This is a genomic window from Leifsonia sp. 466MF (genome assembly GCF_900100265.1).
GTDB lineage: Bacteria > Actinomycetota > Actinomycetes > Actinomycetales > Microbacteriaceae > Leifsonia.
This window is the reverse complement of record NZ_LT629696.1, coordinates 1,032,041-1,050,728: the sequence shown is the minus strand read 5'-3', so window position 1 is coordinate 1,050,728 and position 18,688 is coordinate 1,032,041. Positions and strand designations below refer to the sequence as shown.

Genomic DNA, 18,688 nt, shown 5'->3' with positions numbered 1-18,688 from the left:
GTCGGGTAGCGTGAGCCCATGGCAGATCGCGAATACGGTTTCCGCACGCGGGCGATCCACGCGGGCAACATCCCCGACCCGGTGACGGGAGCGCGCGCGCTGCCGATCTACCAGACCAGCGCGTTCGTGTTCGACGACACGGCGGATGCCGCGGCACGCTTCGCCCTGCAGAAGTACGGCAACATCTACTCGCGTCTCGCCAATCCGACCGTGGCCTCGTTCGAAGAGCGGGTCGCCAGCCTCGAAGGCGGCCTGGGCGCCGTGGCGACGGCCTCCGGCCTCAGCGCGCAGTACATCACCTTCGCGTCGCTGGTCGGTGCGGGCGACCACATCGTCGCGTCCGCGAACCTCTACGGCGGATCGATCACCCAGCTGGATGTGACCCTCCGGCGCTTCGGCGTCGAGACCACCTTCGTGCAGAGCGCCGATCCCGCGGACTACGCCGCCGCGATCACGGACCGCACCAAGCTCGTCTTCGCTGAGACCATCGCCAACCCCTCCGGCGAGATCGCCGACATCGAAGGGCTGGCGGAGGTCGCCCACGCGGCCGGCATCCCGCTCGCCATCGACTCCACGATCGCGACCCCGTACCTCAACCGGCCGTTCGAGTGGGGAGCCGACATCGTCATCCACTCGGCCACCAAGTTCCTCGGCGGCCACGGCACGACCCTCGGCGGCGTGGTGGTCGAGAGCGGACGCTTCGACTGGCACTCCTCGAAGTTCCCCCTGTTCGGCGAGCCGGTGCCCTCGTACGGCGGGCTGCAGTGGTCGGGCAACTTCGGCGAGTACGCGTTCCTCACGCGGCTGCGCGCGGAGCAGCTGCGCGACATCGGCCCGGTGCTCGCACCGCACTCGGCCTTCCTGCTGGCGCAGGGCGTCGAGACGCTGCCGTACCGCATCCAGGCGCACGTCGACAACGCTCGCGCAGTGGCCGAATGGCTGGATGCCGACCCGCGCATCGAGAAGGTGTTCTGGGCCGGACTGCCCGAGCACCCGCACCACGAACGCGCGCTCAAGTACCTGCCGAAGGGGCCGGGCAGCGTGTTCAGCTTCGTCGTGAAGGGCGGCCGGGAGGTGGGCCAGAAGTTCATCGAGTCGGTGAACCTCGCCAGCCACCTCGCCAACATCGGCGATGCGAAGACGCTGGTCATCCATCCCGCGTCGACCACCCACGCGCAGCTGACCGAGCAGCAGCTGCTCGACGCGGGTGTGCTGCCCGGCGTCGTGCGCATCAGCGTCGGGATCGAAGATGTCGACGACATCATCTACGATCTCGATCAGGCGCTCACGATCGCCGTCGAGGAGGCGAACGCAGCATGACGACTGCCACCGAACCCACCACGGAGTCCACCGCGGAGTCCACGACCGAGGTCCAGCTCGCGAACGGGCTGAGCTGCGCGCTGCCGTCCGACTCCCCGCTCGCCAAGCTGCTCAAGTCGCAGCGCACCTGGGTGGGGCCGGACGCGAAGGAGCGCCTGAAGATCCTGCGTGGCGCGAAGTCCGTCGCGATCGTCGGCGCGTCGCCCAACCCGGCCCGCTCCTCCTACTTCGTCGGCACGTACCTGCAGCAGTCGAGCGACTACCGGCTGTACTTCGTCAACCCGAACGCCGACACCATCCTGGGCCAGAAGGCCTACCCCGACCTCGCGTCGCTGCCCGAGGTTCCGGACATCGTGGATGTGTTCCGCAAGCCCGCCGACATCCCCGCGGTCATCGATGAGGCGCTCGCGATCGGCGCTCCGACCGTGTGGGTGCAGCTGGGGATCTGGAACCAGGAGGCCGCCGAGTACGGCGAGTCGAAGGGGCTGACGGTCGTCATGGACCGCTGCATGAAGATCGAGCACGCCCGCTTCCACGGCGGACTGCACCTGCTCGGCTTCGACACCGGCCAGATCACCGCGCGCAAGACGCTCCGCTGACCCGTCCCCTCACTAACAGCTCCTGAGTTTTTCGCACGAATGGATGGTCAGAGCGCGAAAAACTCAGGAGCCGTGAGCTGAGGGGCGCGACATCTCAGGCGCGCGCCACGATGTGGAAGACGTGCCAGTGCTTCGGGCCCTCGAAGGACATGCCTCGGCGGTCGTCCTCCACCAGCTGCACCACGTCCATCCCGGCGAGCATCCCCTCCACCTGGGATCGGTCGTGGAAGCTCATCCCGGACCGGCCGGCCCACTCGTCGTGCGGGCCGAACAGCTCCCCCGCGAACACCCCGCCGGGCCGCAGGGCCTCGCGGATGTCGGCCCACAGGTACGGGAAGTGCGACTCGTCGCAGAACGGCAGCGCGAAGCCGGCATAGACAAGGTCCGCGGGCGGCAGCTCTCCCAGCGTCTCGAACGACGCGCGCCGCACCTCCACCCGCTCGGATGCCTCCCCTGACAGTCCCGAGCGCACGCGCTCCTCGACGCCCGGGTCCGCATCCACCGCCAGCACCCGCCACCCGTGCTCGGCCAGGTGACGCGTCTCGACGCCGTCGCCGCAGCCGAGATCGACCGCGTCGCCCGGCTCCCCGTCCCACGCGGCGAGGGCGCTCTGGAAGGTCGGCCGCACGCCGCGTCCGCCCTGCTTCTCGTAGAACTGCGACCAGTCGAACGCCATGTCGCCGAGCCTACGCGGAGCGCGCCTCGGCCGGGCCAGCCACACGCAGCTGTCTTTCGAGTCACCCGGCACCGCCCTAGCTTGTCAGGCAGGCGGCCACCGGCGCTCTCTCGCAGCTTCGGTCGGGGGCGGAGCGCCGGAAGGAAGTTCACATGCGTCAGCGGAAACCGAGCGTCCGACGAGCGATCGTGGCCACCGTCGCCATCCTGGGCCTGACGGTGACCGGCATCAGCGTCGGCATCCCGGCGCCTCGCGCGGCAGCGACGACCGCGGGCACTCCGGGCACTCCGCAACCGCCGACCGCCCTGTTCACCGAGGACTTCTCCGGCCAGAACGCCGCATCCACCGCGATCAAGATCACGTCGTACCAAGGCACGCCCGGCAGCACGTACGTCCCCGGCGTCTCGGGCGCGAACTCCGAGACGTACTACGCCGACCCGCGCTGGGCGGACGGCCTGTACTGCAACGGCTACATCGTGAACGGCTCGACGACCCCGGCGCCGCCCGGCTGGAACTCGGGATGCCCGATCTCGGGCGTGCAGATCCTCGCCAACGCGATGGGTCAATACCAGGGCTACTCGACGGCGGCGGCGGCCCAGAACCAGGCGGTCACGGCGTATACCGCGAGCGGTACCGTCCCGGGCATCCAGTTGAGGACGAACACGGCCATCCCCGCGGTTCCCGGCCACTTCTACCAGGTGACGTCGATCGTCGCCGCGACCAACTGCGTCGCGAACAGCTCCGGGAACCCGGCCGAGACACTGTCGCTGTTCATCAACGGGGTCAAGAACGTGCTGGCGTCGCAGCTCGATCCCTGCAACTACCCCGGCGCCGTCCAGTACGGCTCGGGACCCTTCGGACCCACCATGGTCGCCGGCCTCACCTCGGCGGCGATCAAAGTGCCGAGCACGGGGACGCCGACCGTCGGCATGCAGCTCGAGAACCAGAGCGCGGTGGTCGCCGGCAACGACGGCGCGTTCGACCTCCCCCAGATCCTGGACGTGACCCCGCAGCTGGACAAGGCGTTCAGCCCGGCGACCATCGCCTCCGGCCAGACCTCGACGCTGACCTTCACGATCACCAACACCTCCGAGCTCGCGGCGAAGAACGGCTGGTCGTTCCACGACGACCTCCCCGCCGGCGTGACGGCCACCGGGGTGAACGCGACGACCTGCTCCAGCGGCACCGTCACGGCTGCGGCCGGATCGACTTCGGTCGTCGTCGCGAACGGCACCCTCACCCAGGGCCAGAACGCCTGCACCGTGACCGTGCAGGTGACCGCGACGGTGCCGGGCACCTACACGAACGGTCCGGGCAACTTCCCCGAGGGGACGGCCGGACTCGACGGGCTGAACCCGCCGGCCGACACCCCGCTGACGGTGACACCGCCCGCCTCGCTGCTCGTCACCAAGGCGTCGTCCACGACCGCGATCACGCGGGTCGGGCAGGTGGTGACGTACAAGTTCGTGGTCACGAACCGGTCGCAGGTGACCCTGCACGGCATCTCGGTGGTGGATGCGCAGACCCCGCCCGCCTCGCAAGCGAACCTCTCTGCGATCCTCTGCGAGACGCAGACTCTGGCACCGCAGGCATCCACCACCTGCACCGCGCGCTACACCGTGACGCAGGCGGACCTCGACAACGGCTCCGTGCACGACACCGCGACCGCGAGCGGTCTCGACCCGGGCGGGGCGACCGTCACCGCGCCGCCGGCCACCCTCACCATCACGAGCGCCCGCCCGGCGATCTCGGTGGTCAAGTCGACGACGACCACGCTGGCGAGCTCGGTCGGCCAGCAGATCCCCTACCGGTTCCTCGTGACGAACACCGGGAACGTGACCCTGTTCGGCGTCTCCGTGACCGACACCCCCGCCCCTCCGGCGTCGTCCGCGAACCTGTCGGCCATCACCTGTCCGAACCCGGCTCTCGCGCCGGGCGAGTCGCAGTCGTGCATCGGCACGTACACCGCGACCCTCGCGGACCTGCAGAACGGCACGCTCGCGGACTCGGCGACGGCCTCCGGCACCCCGGAGGGTGGGACCGCGGTGACCTCCGCGCCGTCCGACCTGTCCATCCCGACCCAGCTGCCCGGTTCGCTGACCATCCGGAAGGCGACGACGACGGCCGCGGTGACGGCGATCGGCCAGGTCATCCCCTACACCTTCCTGGTGACCAACAACTCCACCGTCGTCGTCAACAACGTGGCCGTCACCGACACCGCCGAGGCGCCGTCGTTGCCGGCCAACCTGACCACCCCGAGCTGCCCGCAGACGACGCTGGCACCGGGTGCGTCGACCACGTGCACGGCGTCATACCGCGTCACGTCCGCCGATGTGAACGCCGGGGTCGTCGCCGACCACGCCCGCGCGTCCGGGACCGATCCCGTCGGCAACCCGGTCCTCTCCTCGCCGTCGCGCGTCGAGCTGTTCTCCCCCGTCTCCGCACTGACGATCGTAAAATCCACCACCGCGACCTCGGTGTCGGCCGTGGGTCAGCTGGTCCCGTACGCGTTCCTCGTCACGAACACCGGAAACCAGGTGCTCACCAACGTGGCGGTCGCCGACACTCAGGTTCCGCCCGCCTCGCAGGCGAACATGTCGGCGGTCTCGTGCCCGCAGACCACCCTCAACCCCGGCGCGTCGATGTCGTGCACGGGGACGTACCAGGTGACGGCGGCCGACCTCGGCAACGGGTCGGTGAACGATTTCGCGACCGCATCCGGCCGTAACCCGGCAGGGGCCACCGTCACCTCCCCGCAGTCGGCCGCATCGGTCAACGCGACGCCCGCGGCCCTGACCATGGTCAAGGCCTCGTCGACTAACTCGTTCAACGCCGTCGGCCAGCCGGTGCGGTACACGTTCACCGTCACCAACAACTCGTCGACCACGTACCGGAACATCACCATCCAGGACACCCAGGTCGCCCCGGCCACGCAGAGCCGGCTGTCGCTCATCACCTGCGACCGCACCACCCTCGCGCCCAGCCAGGTGGCGGTCTGCTCGGCCACCTATTCGGTGACCGCGGCCGACATCACGAACGGATGGCTCAGCGACTTCGCGACAGCGACCGGAGTGGATGTGGCCAGCAACACCTACACGACCGCGCGGTCGAGCACGATCATCCCGGCCATCCAATCGCCCGCCATCACCGTGACCAAGACGTCGACCGTGACCCGGATCACGGCGCTCGGCCAGGAGGTGCCGTACGTCTTCACCGTCCGCAACACCGGAAACGTGGACGTGACCGACGTCACCGTCACCGACACCCAGATGCCGCCGGCCACCCCGGCGAACATGAGCGCCGTGACGTGTCCGCCGGGTGCGCTCGCACCGGGCGACACCGTCGACTGCACCGGCACGTACACGGTCACGCAGGCGGACCTCGACCACGGCCTCGTCGCCGACACCGCGACCGCGCGCGCGACGGACCCGACCGGGAATCCGGTGGATGCGCCCGAGGCCCGGCTCCGCATCACCGCCAACCCGGCGCTCACCATCGAGAAGTCGTCGACCACCACGCTCATCACCGCCATCGGCCAGCAGGTGCCGTACGAGTTCCTGGTGACGAACATCCGCACGACACCGGTCTCGAACGTGCGGGTGGACGACACGCAGATCTTCCCGTCGAGCCAGGCGGGGATGTCCGCGATCGTCTGCGACGACGTCACGCTCGCGCCCGGCGCCTCCACGCTCTGCCACGGCACCTACACCGCGACCGCCGCCGACATCGCGAACGGCGCGGTCGACGACTCGGCCGTGGCGGAGGGCACCGACTCGAACGGCCTGCCGCTGCCGCCGTCCGAGCCGTCCGAGCTCGCCATCCCCGCGCAGCAGTCCCCCGAGCTGACGGTCGCGAAGTCGTCCAGCACCTCTGTGATCACCGCGGTCGGCCAGACCCTCACTTACCGCTTCCTCATCACAAACACCGGCAACGTCCGCATCGACGGCGTCGACGTGGAAGATGTGCAGCTGCCGCCCGCGCAGCAGGGCGACCTCTCGCCGATCGCCTGCCCGTACCCGTCGCTCGAACCCGGCCAGTCGCAGACCTGTACCGCCACCTACACCGTGAGCCAGGCCGACGTCGCCAACGGCTCGGTCGCCGACTTCGCCGTCGCCACCGGAACGACGCCGGGCGGCGTCGCCGTGCGGTCGACGCCCGACGCCCTCAGCATCCCGGCGCCCTCCACACCGCCGGCGATCTCCATCGTGAAGTCCTCGTCGTCGCAGGGCGTCAGCACCCTGAACGAGCAGATCCCGTACAGCTTCGAGGTGACCAACAACTCCGCGGTCACCCTCACCGAGGTTCGGGTGACCGACACGCAGGCGCCCCCTGCGTCGCAGTCGAACCTGTCGTCCGTCACCTGTCCGTCCACGACTCTCGCGGCCGGTGCGTCGATGACGTGCACGGCCACCTATACGACGACCCAGCCCGACTTCGACCACGGACGGATCGACGACTCGGCCGTGGCGACCGGGCGCGACCCGGGTGGCACGGTCGTGCAGTCGTCGCCCTCGACGTTCGTGGTGCTGGTCGACCCGGTCGACAACAGCCTGACGATCGACAAGCGCTCCACCACCACCACGATCACGCAGGTCGGCCAGCAGGTTCCGTACCAGTTCGTCGTCACCAACACCGGCACCCAGACCATCACCGCGCTGTCGGTGACGGATGTGGTCGCCTCGCCGTCGGCGCAGTCCAACCTCAGCGCGGTGACCTGCCCGACCACTCCGTTGGCACCCAACGCCACGGCGACCTGTACGGCCACGTACACGACCACCGAGGCGGACCTCAACAACGGGTCGGTGAACGACTCCGCGACCGCGCACGGGACGACGCCGGCCGGGCTGCCCATCCACTCGGGCGAGGATGCGCTGAGCATCCCCACGGTCGCCGCGCCGGCCATCACCCTGGTGAAGTCGTCGACGACGACCGCCGTGGTGCGCGCCGGACAGCAGATCCCGTACCGGTTCCTGGTCACCAACACGGGCAACGTGACTCTCGCGAACGTCGCCGTGACCGACACGGTCGCGCCGCCCTCCCTCCCCGGCGGCCTGACCGCCGTGACCTGCCCGACGACGACGGTTCCGCCCGCCGGGACGGTGACCTGCACCGCGACGTACACGGTCACCCAGGCGGACATCGACCACGGCACCGTGAACGACACCGCCACCGCGAGCGGCACCCAGCCGGCCACCCCGGGAAACCCGAACCCGGCACCCGCGACCTCCGGCCCCTCGACCGTCTCCCTCCCGGTGGACTACCAGGCCGAGCTGACCATCCTGAAATCCTCGGCCGCACCCGGCGTGACGCGCGCCGGCGAGACCATCCCGTACACGTTCCTGGTCACCAACACCGGCAACCTGTCGATCTCCGACATCCAGGTCACCGACACGGTCACCGCGCCGTCGGACCCCGCGAACCTGACCCCGGTGGTCTGTCCCGCGACGGTGCTGGCGCCGGGAGACTCCACGACGTGCACGGCGAGCTACACCACCACCCAAGCGGATGTGGACAACGGCCAGGTGCACGACACCGCGATCGCATCGGGCCGGCCCGCGCCGAGCCCGGGCGACCCGACCCCCGGGCCGGTGGTGTCGACCGGGTCGCAGGTGACGCTGCTCGTCGCCTCCGATCCCGCGTTGACCGTGGTGAAGTCGTCGCCGCAGACGGCGAACCCGCCGACGGCGGCGGGCCAGCAGATCCAGTACGAGTTCCTGGTCGAGAACACCGGCAACGAGACCCTGGCGGATGTGACGGTCGAGGATGTGCAGGTGGCGCCGGCGACCCAGGCCAACCTCTCGCCGGTGACCTGCCCGCCCGGACCGATCGCGCCGGGCGCCCGGATCACCTGCACCGCGACGTACACCGTCACCCAGGCGGACGTCGACAACGGCGCCATCACCGACCAGGCGACCGCTTCCGGCCAGCCGCCGACGACGCCGCAGAACCCGAACCCGCCCCGGATCACGTCGCCGCAGGCGACGCTCACCGTCTCCGCCGCTCCGGTGCCCGCGATCACCGTGACCAAGTCTTCGCCCACGGCGACCGTCACGCAGCCCGGGCAGGTGGTGCCGTACGCGTTCCTGGTGACGAACAGCGGAAACGTCACGCTCTCGGGGATCGCCATCGACGACCAGGTCGCCGCCCCATCCTCTCCGGCGAACCTCTCCGCGATCAGCTGCCCGCAGACCACACTCGCACCGCAGGCCACGACGATCTGCACGGCGACCTACACGGTGACGCAGGCGGACGTGGACAACGGATCCGTCGTCGACAGCGCCACCGCGTCCGGTCTGCCGCCCGCGACCCCTAGCGACCCGAACCCGCCCGCCGTCGTCTCGCCCGTCTCCACCGTCACCATCGACGCGGACCGGGTCACCGGGATCACCGTCGTGAAGACCTCGACAACCACCGCGGTCGCGCAGGCCGGGCAGCAGGTGCCGTACGAGTTCCTCGTGACGAACACCGGAACGGTCACCCTGTCGGGGATCGTCGTGGACGACCAGGTCGCCGCGCCCTCCGACCCAGCGAACCTGTCGGCGGTCACGTGCCCGCAGACGGCGCTGGCGCCGGCCGCGACGATGACCTGCACCGCCACCTACACCGTGGCCCAGGCGGATGTGGACAGCGGCTCCGTCAGCGACAGCGCGACCGCCTTTGGCACGCCGCCGGCCACACCGACCGACCCCACGCCTCCCCCGGTCGGCTCGCCCATCTCCACGGTGACCCTCGCTGTGGCCGGCCAGCCCGCCCTCACCGTGGCCAAATCGTCCAGCACGCCGGCGATCACGCAGGTCGGGCAGGTGGTGCCGTTCGCCTTCCTCGTAACCAACACCGGAAACGTCACCCTCACCGGCATCACCGTCGACGACCAGGTCGCGGCGCCTTCCGACCCCGCGAACCTCTCCCCTGTCTCATGTCCGGTGACCACGCTCGCGCCGACCGCGACGACGACCTGCACCGCGACGTACACGGTGACGCAGGCGGATGTCGACAGCGGTGCGGTTTCGGATAGCGCGACGGCCTCCGGCACCCCTCCCGCGACTCCGGCCGACCCGAACCCGCCGACGGTCGGCTCGCCCGTCGACACGCTCACGATCGCGGTCACGCAGGCTCCGGCGCTGACAGTGGCGAAGTCGTCCACCACGACCGCGGTGACGCAGGCCGGTCAGGTCGTGCCCTACGAGTTCCTCGTGACGAACACCGGAAACGTGACGCTGAGCGGCATCACCGTCGACGACCAGGTCGCCGCCCCGTCCGACCCGGCGAACCAGTCCGCGATCGACTGCCCGGTCACCACGCTGGCGCCGACCGCGACGACCACCTGCACCGGGACGTACACCGTCACCCAGGCGGATGTCGACAACGGAGCCGTCACCGACAACGCCGCCACCTCCGGCACTCCGCCCGCCACGCCGACCGACCCAACGCCTCCCCCGGTCGACTCACCCGTCGACACGCTCACGATCGCCGTGACACCGGCGCCGGCGCTTACGGTCGCCAAGTCGTCCACGACGGCGACCGTCAGTCAAGTCGGCGAGGTCGTGCCCTACGAGTTCCTCGTCACGAACACCGGAAACGTGACGCTGAGCGGCATCACGGTCGACGACCAGGTCGCTGCCCCGTCCGACCCGGCGAACCTGTCCGCGATCGACTGCCCGGTGACCACGCTCGCGCCGACCGCGACGACCACGTGTACGGCGACCTACACCGTGACCCAAGCGGATGTCGACAACGACTCGGTCGCGGACAGCGCGACAGCCTCCGGCACCCCGCCCGCGACACCGGCCGACCCGAACCCGCCGACGGTCGGCTCGCCCGTCGACACGCTCACGATCGCCGTGACCCAGGCGACGGGAGTCACCGTCGTCAAGAGCTCCACGACCACCGCGATCACGCAGGTCGGACAGGTCGTGCCGTACGAATTCCTGATCACCAACACCGGCAACGTCACCCTCACCGGCATCACCGTCGACGACCAGGTCACCGCGCCTTCCGACCCTGCGAACCTGTCCACGATCGACTGCCCGGTCACCACGCTGGCGCCGGCCGCCACCACCACGTGGCCGGCGACATACACCGTGACCCAAGCGGATGTGGACAACGGCTCGGTCGCGGACAGCGCGACAGCCTCCGGCACACCGCCCGCGACTCCGACCGACCCCACACCTCCGCCGGTCGACTCGCCCGTCTCCACCGTGACCATCAGCGTCACCGGCCAGCCCGCGCTCACCGTCACCAAGTCGTCCCCGCAGTCGGCGACCCCGCCGACCGCCGCTGGAGCCGTGATCACGTACGACTTCCTGGTCCGCAACACCGGAAACGTGACGCTCACCGACATCCAGGTGGACGACATCCAAGACGCCCCCGCCAGCCAGAGCAGCCTCTCGCCTGTGACGTGCCCGCCCGGCGCGCTTGCGCCCGGCGCCCAGGTCACCTGCACCGCGACGTACACCGTCACCCAGGCGGACGTCGACCACGGCAGCATCACCGACCGCGCCACCGCGTCCGGCCGGCCGCCCGCCACCCCCGCCGACCCGACGCCGCCGCGCGTTGCGTCGCCCGAGAGCACCCTCAGCATCCCGTCGCCGGCGACACCGTCGCTGACCGTGACGAAGTCGTCCACCACCACCGCCGTCACGCAGGTCGGGCAGCGGGTGCCGTACGACTTCCTGGTCACGAACAGCGGCACCAGCACGCTGACCGCCGTGACAGTCGTCGATCAGGTCTCGGCGCCCTCCGATCCGGCCAACCTTACGGCCGTCGAGTGCCCGCAGGACACGCTCGTCCCCGCCCAGACCATGACGTGCACCGCCACCTACACCGTCACCCAGGCGGATGTGGACAACGGGTCGGTCGCCGACACGGCCACGGCGAGCGGAACCCCGCCTGCCACACCGGGCGACCCCAACCCGCCCGCCGTGTCGTCGCCGGACTCGACGGTGACGATCGCGGTCGACCAGACGCCCGGCCTCAGCGTGCAGAAGTCCACGACCGCGGCCGCTGTCACGCGGACCGGCCAACAGGTCGCGTACACATTTCTCGTCACGAACACCGGAAACGTCGCCCTGACCGGCGTGACAGTAGCCGACCAGGTCGCAGCGCCCTCCGATCCCGCGAGCCTGTCGGCCGTCGACTGCCCGCAGGGCACGCTCGCGCCCGCCCAGACGATGACGTGCACCGCCACCTACACGGTCACGCAGGCGGACGTGGACAACGGCTCGGTCACCGATAGCGCCACCGCGACCGGGACCCCTCCGGCCACGCCGACCGACCCCACACCGTCGCCCGTCACGTCGCCGCCGTCCACCGTTACCCTGGCCGCGACTCCGGCACCCGGCCTGACCGTCGACAAGACCACCGAGACCGGAGCCGTGACCATGGCCGGGCAGCAGGTCGTCTTCCAGTTCGCCGTCCAGAACACCGGAAACGTCACCCTCGACGGGATCGTCGTCACCGACACCGTCGCCGCCCCCTCCGACCAGGCGAACCTCTCGCCCGTCTCCTGTCCGGCCGCCGTCCTCGCACCGGGAGAGCGGATGACGTGCACCGCCACCTACACCGTCACCACCGCGGACATGATGCTCGCGACGTCGATCAGCGACACAGCGGTCGCGACCGGAATCGGTCCGGACGGTGGCCGTGTCGGCTCGCCGGAGTCCACCCTGGCCCTGCCCGTGCGCGCGATCGCCCACCTCCCCATCGTGACCGGCTGAGCGCATCCCACCGAGCGTCGTCCGCACTGGCTAAGATCGGCGGGTGCAGTCCGCGCCCCCGCCCCCTCGCGTCGCCGTGCTCGGCCCGGTGCTGGTGGAGGACCGCGCCGGCGCGTTGGCGGAGCCCGCCGGCGTGCTCGGCAAGAGCCTGATCGTGGCGCTGGTGCTCGCACGCGGCGTCGCGACGGTCCCGTCCCTCGTCGAGGATCTCTGGGATGACGCCCCACCCCGGCAGGAGCGCGCGGCCCTGCAGACCCTCGTCTCGCGCGTGCGGACGACCAGCGCCGACGGTCTGCTGGAGTCCACGCCGAGCGGCTACACCCTCGCCGTCGCCCCCGAGCAGACCGACCTCGGTCTCGCCCGTCACTGCCTCGACCGCGCCACCGTCGCCCTGCGCTCGGGCGACACCGCCTCCGCGATCGCCGAGACGACGCGTGCGCTCCGGCTGTGGCGCGGCGAACCCGGCGCCGAGCTGGGCAGCTCGCCGCTCGCCGACGAACTGCAGCGCACCGCCGCCTCCCTCCGCGACGAGCTGCTGCTCCTGCGCGCCCGCGCCCGGCGTGCGGCCGGCGATCCGACCTCCGCCCTCGACGACCTCCGCCCGCTCCTCGAGAGCCGCCCGCTCGACGAGGCCCTGCGGCTGGAGCAGCTGCGGGCGCTCGCCGACGCCGGACGGCGCAGCGAGGCGCTGCTGGCGTTCGCCGAGCTGAAGGAGGCGCTGCTCGACCGGCTCGGCACCCGCCCCGGACCCGAACTCGTCGCCCTCAACGCCGAGCTGCTCGCCGCCGACGAGGACGAGCGGCCCAGCACTCCGCGCCGCGTCCGGATCGGGCTCCGCACCGCGCCGAACGCGCTGGTCGGCCGCGAGTACGACCTTCAAGCGGTTGAAGACCTCATCGCCACCTCCCGGCTGACGACCATCCTCGGCGCCGGCGGCCTTGGCAAGACCCGTCTGGCGCAGGAGGTGGGCAATCGCGCCGTGCACACCCCCGCCGTCATCGTGGTCGAGCTGGCGAGCGTCCGGTCGGGCGAGGATGTGGAGCTCGCGTTCGCGTCGACCCTCGGCATCCGTGAGGCCCGGGCGACGCGGGCGGCCGACCCCGGCTCGCAGCTCGACCTGCGCTCGCGCATCCTCGGCCTGCTCTCCGAACGCGAGACCCTGCTCATCGTCGACAACTGCGAGCACATCGTGGATGCGGCGGCAGCGTACGTGCAGGACATCCTCGACTCCACCACCAACGTCCGCGTGCTGGCGACCAGCCGCGCTCCGCTCGCGATCGGCGCCGAGCGCGTGTACCCGCTCGACTCGCTCAAGAGCACCGACGGGGACGCGGCCCGCGCGTCGGGTGCCCGGCCCGCATCCGGCTCGTCCGCCGCCGACGACTACGGCCCGGCCGTCGCCCTGTTCGTCGAGCGCGCCCGCGCCGCACGACCCGGAGCCGTGCTGCCCCTCGACGTCGTGGCCCGACTCTGCGACCGGCTCGACGGCCTCCCGCTCGCCATCGAGCTCGCCGCCGCACGCACCCGATCCCTGTCGGTGGATGAGATCGAGCGCCGTCTCGGCAATCGCTTCGCCCTGCTCACCGGCGGCGAGCGCACAGCCCCGCAGCGGCACCGCACCCTCTTCGCCGTCATCGAGTGGAGCTGGAACCTCCTCAGCACGTCGGAGCAGGCGCTGCTGCGGCGGCTGTCGCGCTTCCCCGACGGCTTCAGCGCCGAGGCCGCGGAGGCCGTCGCCGGCTCCGGCGCCGTGACCGTGCTGGACGACCTCGACGCCCTCGTCGCGCAGTCGCTGGTGACCGTGACCGAGGACCGCAGCACCGGACTCCTCCGCTACCGGATGCTGGAGACCGTCCGCGAGTTCGGCGACCACGAGCTGGTCGGCGCCCGCGAGGAGGACGCCGTGCTCGTCGGGATGGACGCGTGGGCCGTGGCGTTCTGCCGCGAGACGCTGTCGCGGATGCACGGCCCGCAGCAGGTGCCGACCTTCCAGCGCGTGACCGCGGAGCAGGACAACCTCGTCACCGTCCTCCGCTCCGCGATCGACGGCGGACGGCGCGACACCGCCGCGGTGGTCTTCGCCACGCTCGCCTACTACTGGTCGCTCCGCAGTGCGCACTCGGAGGTGCTCGGCTTCGGCTCGGCGATCATGGACCTGCTGCAGGGGTGGGAGCCGGAGGGCGAGCTCCGGGAGGCGGTCGCCGCGACCTACACCATCGTGGGCGGCACCTTCCTGTTCGTCGACCTGCGAACCTCCGCCCGGGCGATCTCTCGGCTGCGCAGGCTCCGTCGCCGCCGGCCGTTCGCCGACTCCCGGCTGGATGCGATGGCCGCACTCGTCCTGCACGCCGGCCGGGCCGACACCGGCCTGGATCTGCTGCGCACCTACGCCGACTCGGACGATCCCGAGCGCGCGGCCATCGGCAACCTGCTGCTCGCACAGCTGCACGAGAACTCCGGCGAGCTGGATCAGGCGCTCGAGCGCGCAACGCGCGGGTGGGAGGCCGCCCAGGCCGCCGGGGACGCCTGGTCGCTGGCGTCCGCCGCCCAGGCCATCGCGCAGTGCCACAGCCAGCTCGCGCATCCCGCCGAGGCCTTGGAGTGGGCACAGCGCGCCCACGACCAGATGTCGCAGCTGCAGGCCGACGGCGACCTCCGCCAGCTCGACTGGCTGATCGCGATGAACGCCATCGCGAACGGCGACACCGCCCGCGGGCGCACCCTGCTGGAGCGGTACCTCGCCGTCGAGATCGACCGCACCGGCTTCGACTACGCCGACTACTACGCGATCGGCTACGCCGGGATGGCGGAGATCGCGGTGGCGGAGGGCGACCTGCCCGAGGCGTTGCGGCTCTACGACGAGGCGCTCGCCGCGTTCGGCGGCGCGCCCACCACCGGCGAGCGCATCCTGAACCCGTGGACGATCGTGCTGGGGGCGGCGGCGCTGGTCGTGCGGCTGCGCGTGCTCGCCGCGGACCCGACCGTCGTCGACGCCGCGGAGACGGATGCGGTTGCCGCGGCCCTGCGCACGCGCATCCTGGTCACCTCCCGCCTCAACCCGCCGTCGCTCGACCGGCCGGTCACCGGGTCCGGTCTGTCCGGATTCGCCGTGTGGATGCTCGACCCGCGAACGGCCGAGCGGTATCCCGACGGCTGGGTGGATGCGGGGCTGACGCTGTTCGCACTCTCCGGGCGAGCGAACGCCCGGCAGGACGTCGCGAGCCTGCACCAGGACGCTCTCGCGGACCGGATCGCGGAGACGTGGGGGCGCGAGCGCCTGCAGGCCGCCGCCGCGTCCGTGGCGGCCGTCCCGCCCGCCGAGGCCGTCGTGCGCGGGCTGGCGCTGCTCTCCGACGTGCGCCCCTGACCCGGCCCCGCGTCCTTCCCTCCCGTCCCGTCCGCCCCTTCCCATGCCCTCCGTGGGTCGCAACACGCCGTTATGCGCGCGCCATAACGGCGTGTTGCGACCCATCCCGTCGTGGATGAGCAACTTTGGTTGACAAATTCGGATAAGCAACTATAGTTGCTTCCATGACTCCGAAAGCACCGTTCCCCGACCCGGTCGGAGGCGTCGCCGACGGCCTCGCCGCGGTGGTCGCCCTCCGTGAGCTCGCCGACCGCCTCGAAGACGCCGAGGTCGAGCGCGCGCTCCGCGAAGGCTGGAGCTGGACCCAGATCGCCGACGCTCTCGGCATCACGCGGCAGGCGGTCCACAAGAAGCACCTGCGCCGTGTCGCCGCGGCCGGCGTCGAATTGAGGAGACGCAATGTCTGAGATCGCTCCCGGCTCCGCCCAGAACGTGCCCGGCCAGCCGCTGTCGCGCGCGTTGCGTCCGGTGATCATCCGCTCGGTCGCCGAGGCGCAGCAGCGCAGCTCGTCCACCGTCGAAGCCGAGCACCTGCTGCTCGCGCTGTCCCGCGAGGGAAGCGAGCCGGTGCGCACCGTCCTCGCCGCCGCCGGCCTCGACCCCAAGGGCCTCGACGCCGCGCTGGCCGACGAGCGGGCCGCCAGCCTGCGCGTCGCCGGTGTCACCCCGCCGCCCGCCGAACGCCTATCGGCGTCGCCGCGCGTCGTCCGCCCCCGCTGGGGCGCCTCCGCCCGAGAGGCACTCGTCCGCGCCCACCGGGTCGCCGCCGCCAACCGGCGGCAGCGGTCCGGGGAGCTCGACCTCCTCGCCGCCCTCCTCAGCCTCGAGCTCGGCACCGTGCCACGCGCCCTCGCTCTGGCGGGCATCGACAGTCTGGGACTCCTCGCGTCCGCACGCCGCGCGGCCTGACCTCAGCGCCGCGCGCACACCGCATCCTGACACGCGCTCACGCGCTCTTACATCCCCTCGCCCGCGCTGTAAGCGGCACGTGAGGGCGATGTAAGCGCGCCCGCGCACTATCGGAGCATCACCATTCCAACCAGGAAAGGAACACCATGACTCGAAGCTCCGAGTGGGCCGTCGAAGCCCACGGGCTCGTCAAGGTCTTCGGCGACAACCGCGCGGTCGACGGCGTCGACCTCACCGTTCGCGCCGGCGCCGTCTACGGCGTCCTCGGCCCGAACGGGGCCGGCAAGACCACCACCATCTCCATGCTCGCAACCCTGCTGAAGCCGGATGCCGGCGAGGCCTTCATCTTCGGCCACGACATCCGCAAGGAGCAGCAGGTCGTCCGCCAGCTGATCGGCGTCACCGCGCAGTTCGCCTCGGTCGACGAGACCCTGTCGGCCAATGAGAACCTCATCATCTTCTCGCGCCTGCTCGGCCTGAGCGGGCGCGAGGCCAAGCAGAAGACGGCCGAGCTGCTCGAGGAGTTCGGGCTGACGGAGGCGGCGAAGCGCCCGCTGAAGAAGTTCTCCGGCGGCATGCGGCGTCGCCTCGACCTCGCGGCCAGCCTGATCGCGCAGCCGCCGCTCATCTTCCTCGACGAGCCGACCACCGGCCTCGACCCGCGCACCCGCGCCCAGATGTGGGACACCATCCGCCGCCTGGTCGCCACCGGATCCACCGTGCTGCTCACCACGCAGTACCTGGACGAGGCCGATCAGTTGGCCGACCGTATCGCGGTCATCGACCGCGGACGCGTCGTCGCCGAAGGTACGGCCGACGAGCTCAAGGCCTCGGTCGGAGAGTCGTCGCTGCAGCTGCGCATCAGCGACCCGGCCGACATCGAGGACGCCCGCCGTGCCATCCAGACCGTGCTCGGTGTGGATGCGGTGGTGTCGCCCGAAGGCTCCCGCATCACCGCCCCCATGCGCAACGCGGACGCGGTCACCGACCTGTTCATCACGTTCCGCGAGGCGGGCATCCACCTGTCGGAGATGTCCGTGCAGAAGCCGACGCTCGACGAGGTGTTCCTCACCCTCACCGGCCACGGCGTCGAAGACGAGAAGGCGGACGAGGCGTCCGCCGAAGAAGGAGAGAAGGTCTCCGCATGACCGCCCTGACCACCATCACCCCGCCGTCCGAGCGGCGGCTGAAGAACCACGTGAGCCTGAGCCAGACGCTCGCCAACACCGTCACCATGGCGCACCGCGGCCTGCTGAAGATCAAGCGGACGCCGGAGCAGCTGATGGATGTGACGCTCCAGCCGGTGATCTTCACCGTCATGTTCGCGTTCCTGTTCGGCGGCGCCCTCGCGGGCAGCGTCCAGGCGTACCTGCCGCAGCTGATCCCGGGCATCCTCGTCCAGACGGTGATCACGGCCTCCGTGGTCACCGGCGTCCAGCTCCGCGAGGACATGGACAAGGGCGTGTTCGACCGCTTCAAGTCGCTCCCGATCGCGCGCATCGCCCCGCTCTCGGGCGCCCTGCTCGCGGACACCCTGCGGTACACGATCGCCACGGCGGTCACGTTCATCGTCGGGTTCGCGATGGGCTACAAGCCCGGAGCCGGGGTCGGCTATGCGGCGCTCGGCGGCCTGCTCGTCATCGCCTGCGCGTGGGCGATCAGCTGGATCTTCGCCTTCTTCGGGGTGATCGCCCGGACCGCCGGCTCGGTGCAGGGCATCTCGTTCCTGGTGCTGTTCCCGCTGACGTTCTTCTCGAACGCCTTCGTGTCGCCGAGCACACTCCCGAGCTGGCTGGAGTGGTTCGTGAACATCAACCCGGTGTCGCACCTGGTCACCGCGGTGCGCGACCTTGCCAACAGCGGCACCTTCGGCGCCGACGGCTGGATCGCCCTCGCGGGCGCCGCTGTGATCGTCGCGGTGTTCGCCCCGCTGACGGTCCGCGCCTACATGCGGAAGGCCTGATCGCCCAGCCGGTCCCGTGAACGGCGGCCGTCGCATCCTGCGGAGGGATGCGGCGGCCGCTTCCGCATCCCCGCCGCCCTGGCCGCCCGAAATCCGCGATTTGCGCCAAATCTCGGTTAACGCCGCCCGAAAACCGCG

9 protein-coding genes are annotated in these 18,688 nt (G+C 71.0%); 8 read left to right on the top strand and 1 reads right to left on the bottom strand.

The features are described from left to right. The first annotated feature begins 18 nt into the window (after positions 1-18). Both BLR91_RS05015 and BLR91_RS05010 read left to right on the top strand, forming a co-directional pair. Positions 19-1,320 carry an O-acetylhomoserine aminocarboxypropyltransferase/cysteine synthase family protein gene (locus BLR91_RS05015; protein WP_018191640.1) on the top strand — a complete coding sequence of 434 codons (1,302 nt, stop codon included), beginning with the start codon at positions 19-21 and terminating at the stop codon, positions 1,318-1,320. Continuing rightward, complete coding sequence (locus BLR91_RS05010; RefSeq protein WP_018191641.1) at positions 1,317-1,919, top strand: CoA-binding protein; 603 nt, start codon at positions 1,317-1,319, stop codon at positions 1,917-1,919. Before BLR91_RS05015 ends, BLR91_RS05010 begins: the two co-directional genes overlap by 4 nt. A 94-nt stretch (positions 1,920-2,013) precedes the next feature. On the opposite strand, the gene BLR91_RS05005 is transcribed toward BLR91_RS05010, so the two are convergent. Continuing rightward, positions 2,014-2,595, bottom strand: coding sequence for a class I SAM-dependent methyltransferase (locus tag BLR91_RS05005; RefSeq protein ID WP_089876664.1), 582 nt, complete (start codon positions 2,593-2,595; stop codon positions 2,014-2,016). 152 nt (positions 2,596-2,747) lie between these two features. On the opposite strand from BLR91_RS05005, the gene BLR91_RS05000 reads away from it, so the two are divergent. The 6 genes from BLR91_RS05000 (at position 2,748) to BLR91_RS04975 (ending at position 18,550) form a co-directional block, all read left to right on the top strand. Next, entirely contained in the window at positions 2,748-12,311 is a 9,564-nt protein-coding gene (locus BLR91_RS05000) for a DUF7507 domain-containing protein (RefSeq protein ID WP_089876667.1), read from the top strand. Positions 12,312-12,354: 43 nt separating this feature from the next. Further along, entirely contained in the window at positions 12,355-15,678 is a 3,324-nt protein-coding gene (locus BLR91_RS04995; protein WP_089876669.1) for an ATP-binding protein, read from the top strand. Between the two features lie 164 nt (positions 15,679-15,842). Continuing rightward, the gene (locus tag BLR91_RS04990) at positions 15,843-16,085 is read left to right on the top strand and encodes a helix-turn-helix domain-containing protein (protein WP_018191645.1); all 243 of its coding nucleotides are present in this window, start codon (positions 15,843-15,845) and stop codon (positions 16,083-16,085) included. Then, positions 16,078-16,587 (top strand): Clp protease N-terminal domain-containing protein, encoded by a 510-nt coding sequence (locus BLR91_RS04985; RefSeq protein WP_089876671.1) that lies wholly within the window; start codon positions 16,078-16,080, stop codon positions 16,585-16,587. Before BLR91_RS04990 ends, BLR91_RS04985 begins: the two co-directional genes overlap by 8 nt. Before the next feature lie 146 nt (positions 16,588-16,733). Next, entirely contained in the window at positions 16,734-17,735 is a 1,002-nt protein-coding gene (locus tag BLR91_RS04980) for a daunorubicin resistance protein DrrA family ABC transporter ATP-binding protein (RefSeq protein WP_018191647.1), read from the top strand. Then, entirely contained in the window at positions 17,732-18,550 is an 819-nt protein-coding gene (locus BLR91_RS04975; protein WP_018191648.1) for an ABC transporter permease, read from the top strand. Before BLR91_RS04980 ends, BLR91_RS04975 begins: the two co-directional genes overlap by 4 nt. Positions 18,551-18,688 lie beyond the last annotated feature (138 nt).

Coding starts and splice junctions, on each gene's coding strand:
- BLR91_RS05005 (WP_089876664.1), bottom strand. CDS start 2,595: ATGGCGTTCGACTGGTCGCAGTTCTACGAGAAGCAGGGCGGACGCGGC.
- BLR91_RS04990 (WP_018191645.1), top strand. CDS start 15,843: ATGACTCCGAAAGCACCGTTCCCCGACCCGGTCGGAGGCGTCGCCGAC.
- BLR91_RS04980 (WP_018191647.1), top strand. CDS start 16,734: ATGACTCGAAGCTCCGAGTGGGCCGTCGAAGCCCACGGGCTCGTCAAG.
- BLR91_RS05010 (WP_018191641.1), top strand. CDS start 1,317: ATGACGACTGCCACCGAACCCACCACGGAGTCCACCGCGGAGTCCACG.
- BLR91_RS04985 (WP_089876671.1), top strand. CDS start 16,078: ATGTCTGAGATCGCTCCCGGCTCCGCCCAGAACGTGCCCGGCCAGCCG.
- BLR91_RS05000 (WP_089876667.1), top strand. CDS start 2,748: ATGCGTCAGCGGAAACCGAGCGTCCGACGAGCGATCGTGGCCACCGTC.
- BLR91_RS04975 (WP_018191648.1), top strand. CDS start 17,732: ATGACCGCCCTGACCACCATCACCCCGCCGTCCGAGCGGCGGCTGAAG.
- BLR91_RS05015 (WP_018191640.1), top strand. CDS start 19: ATGGCAGATCGCGAATACGGTTTCCGCACGCGGGCGATCCACGCGGGC.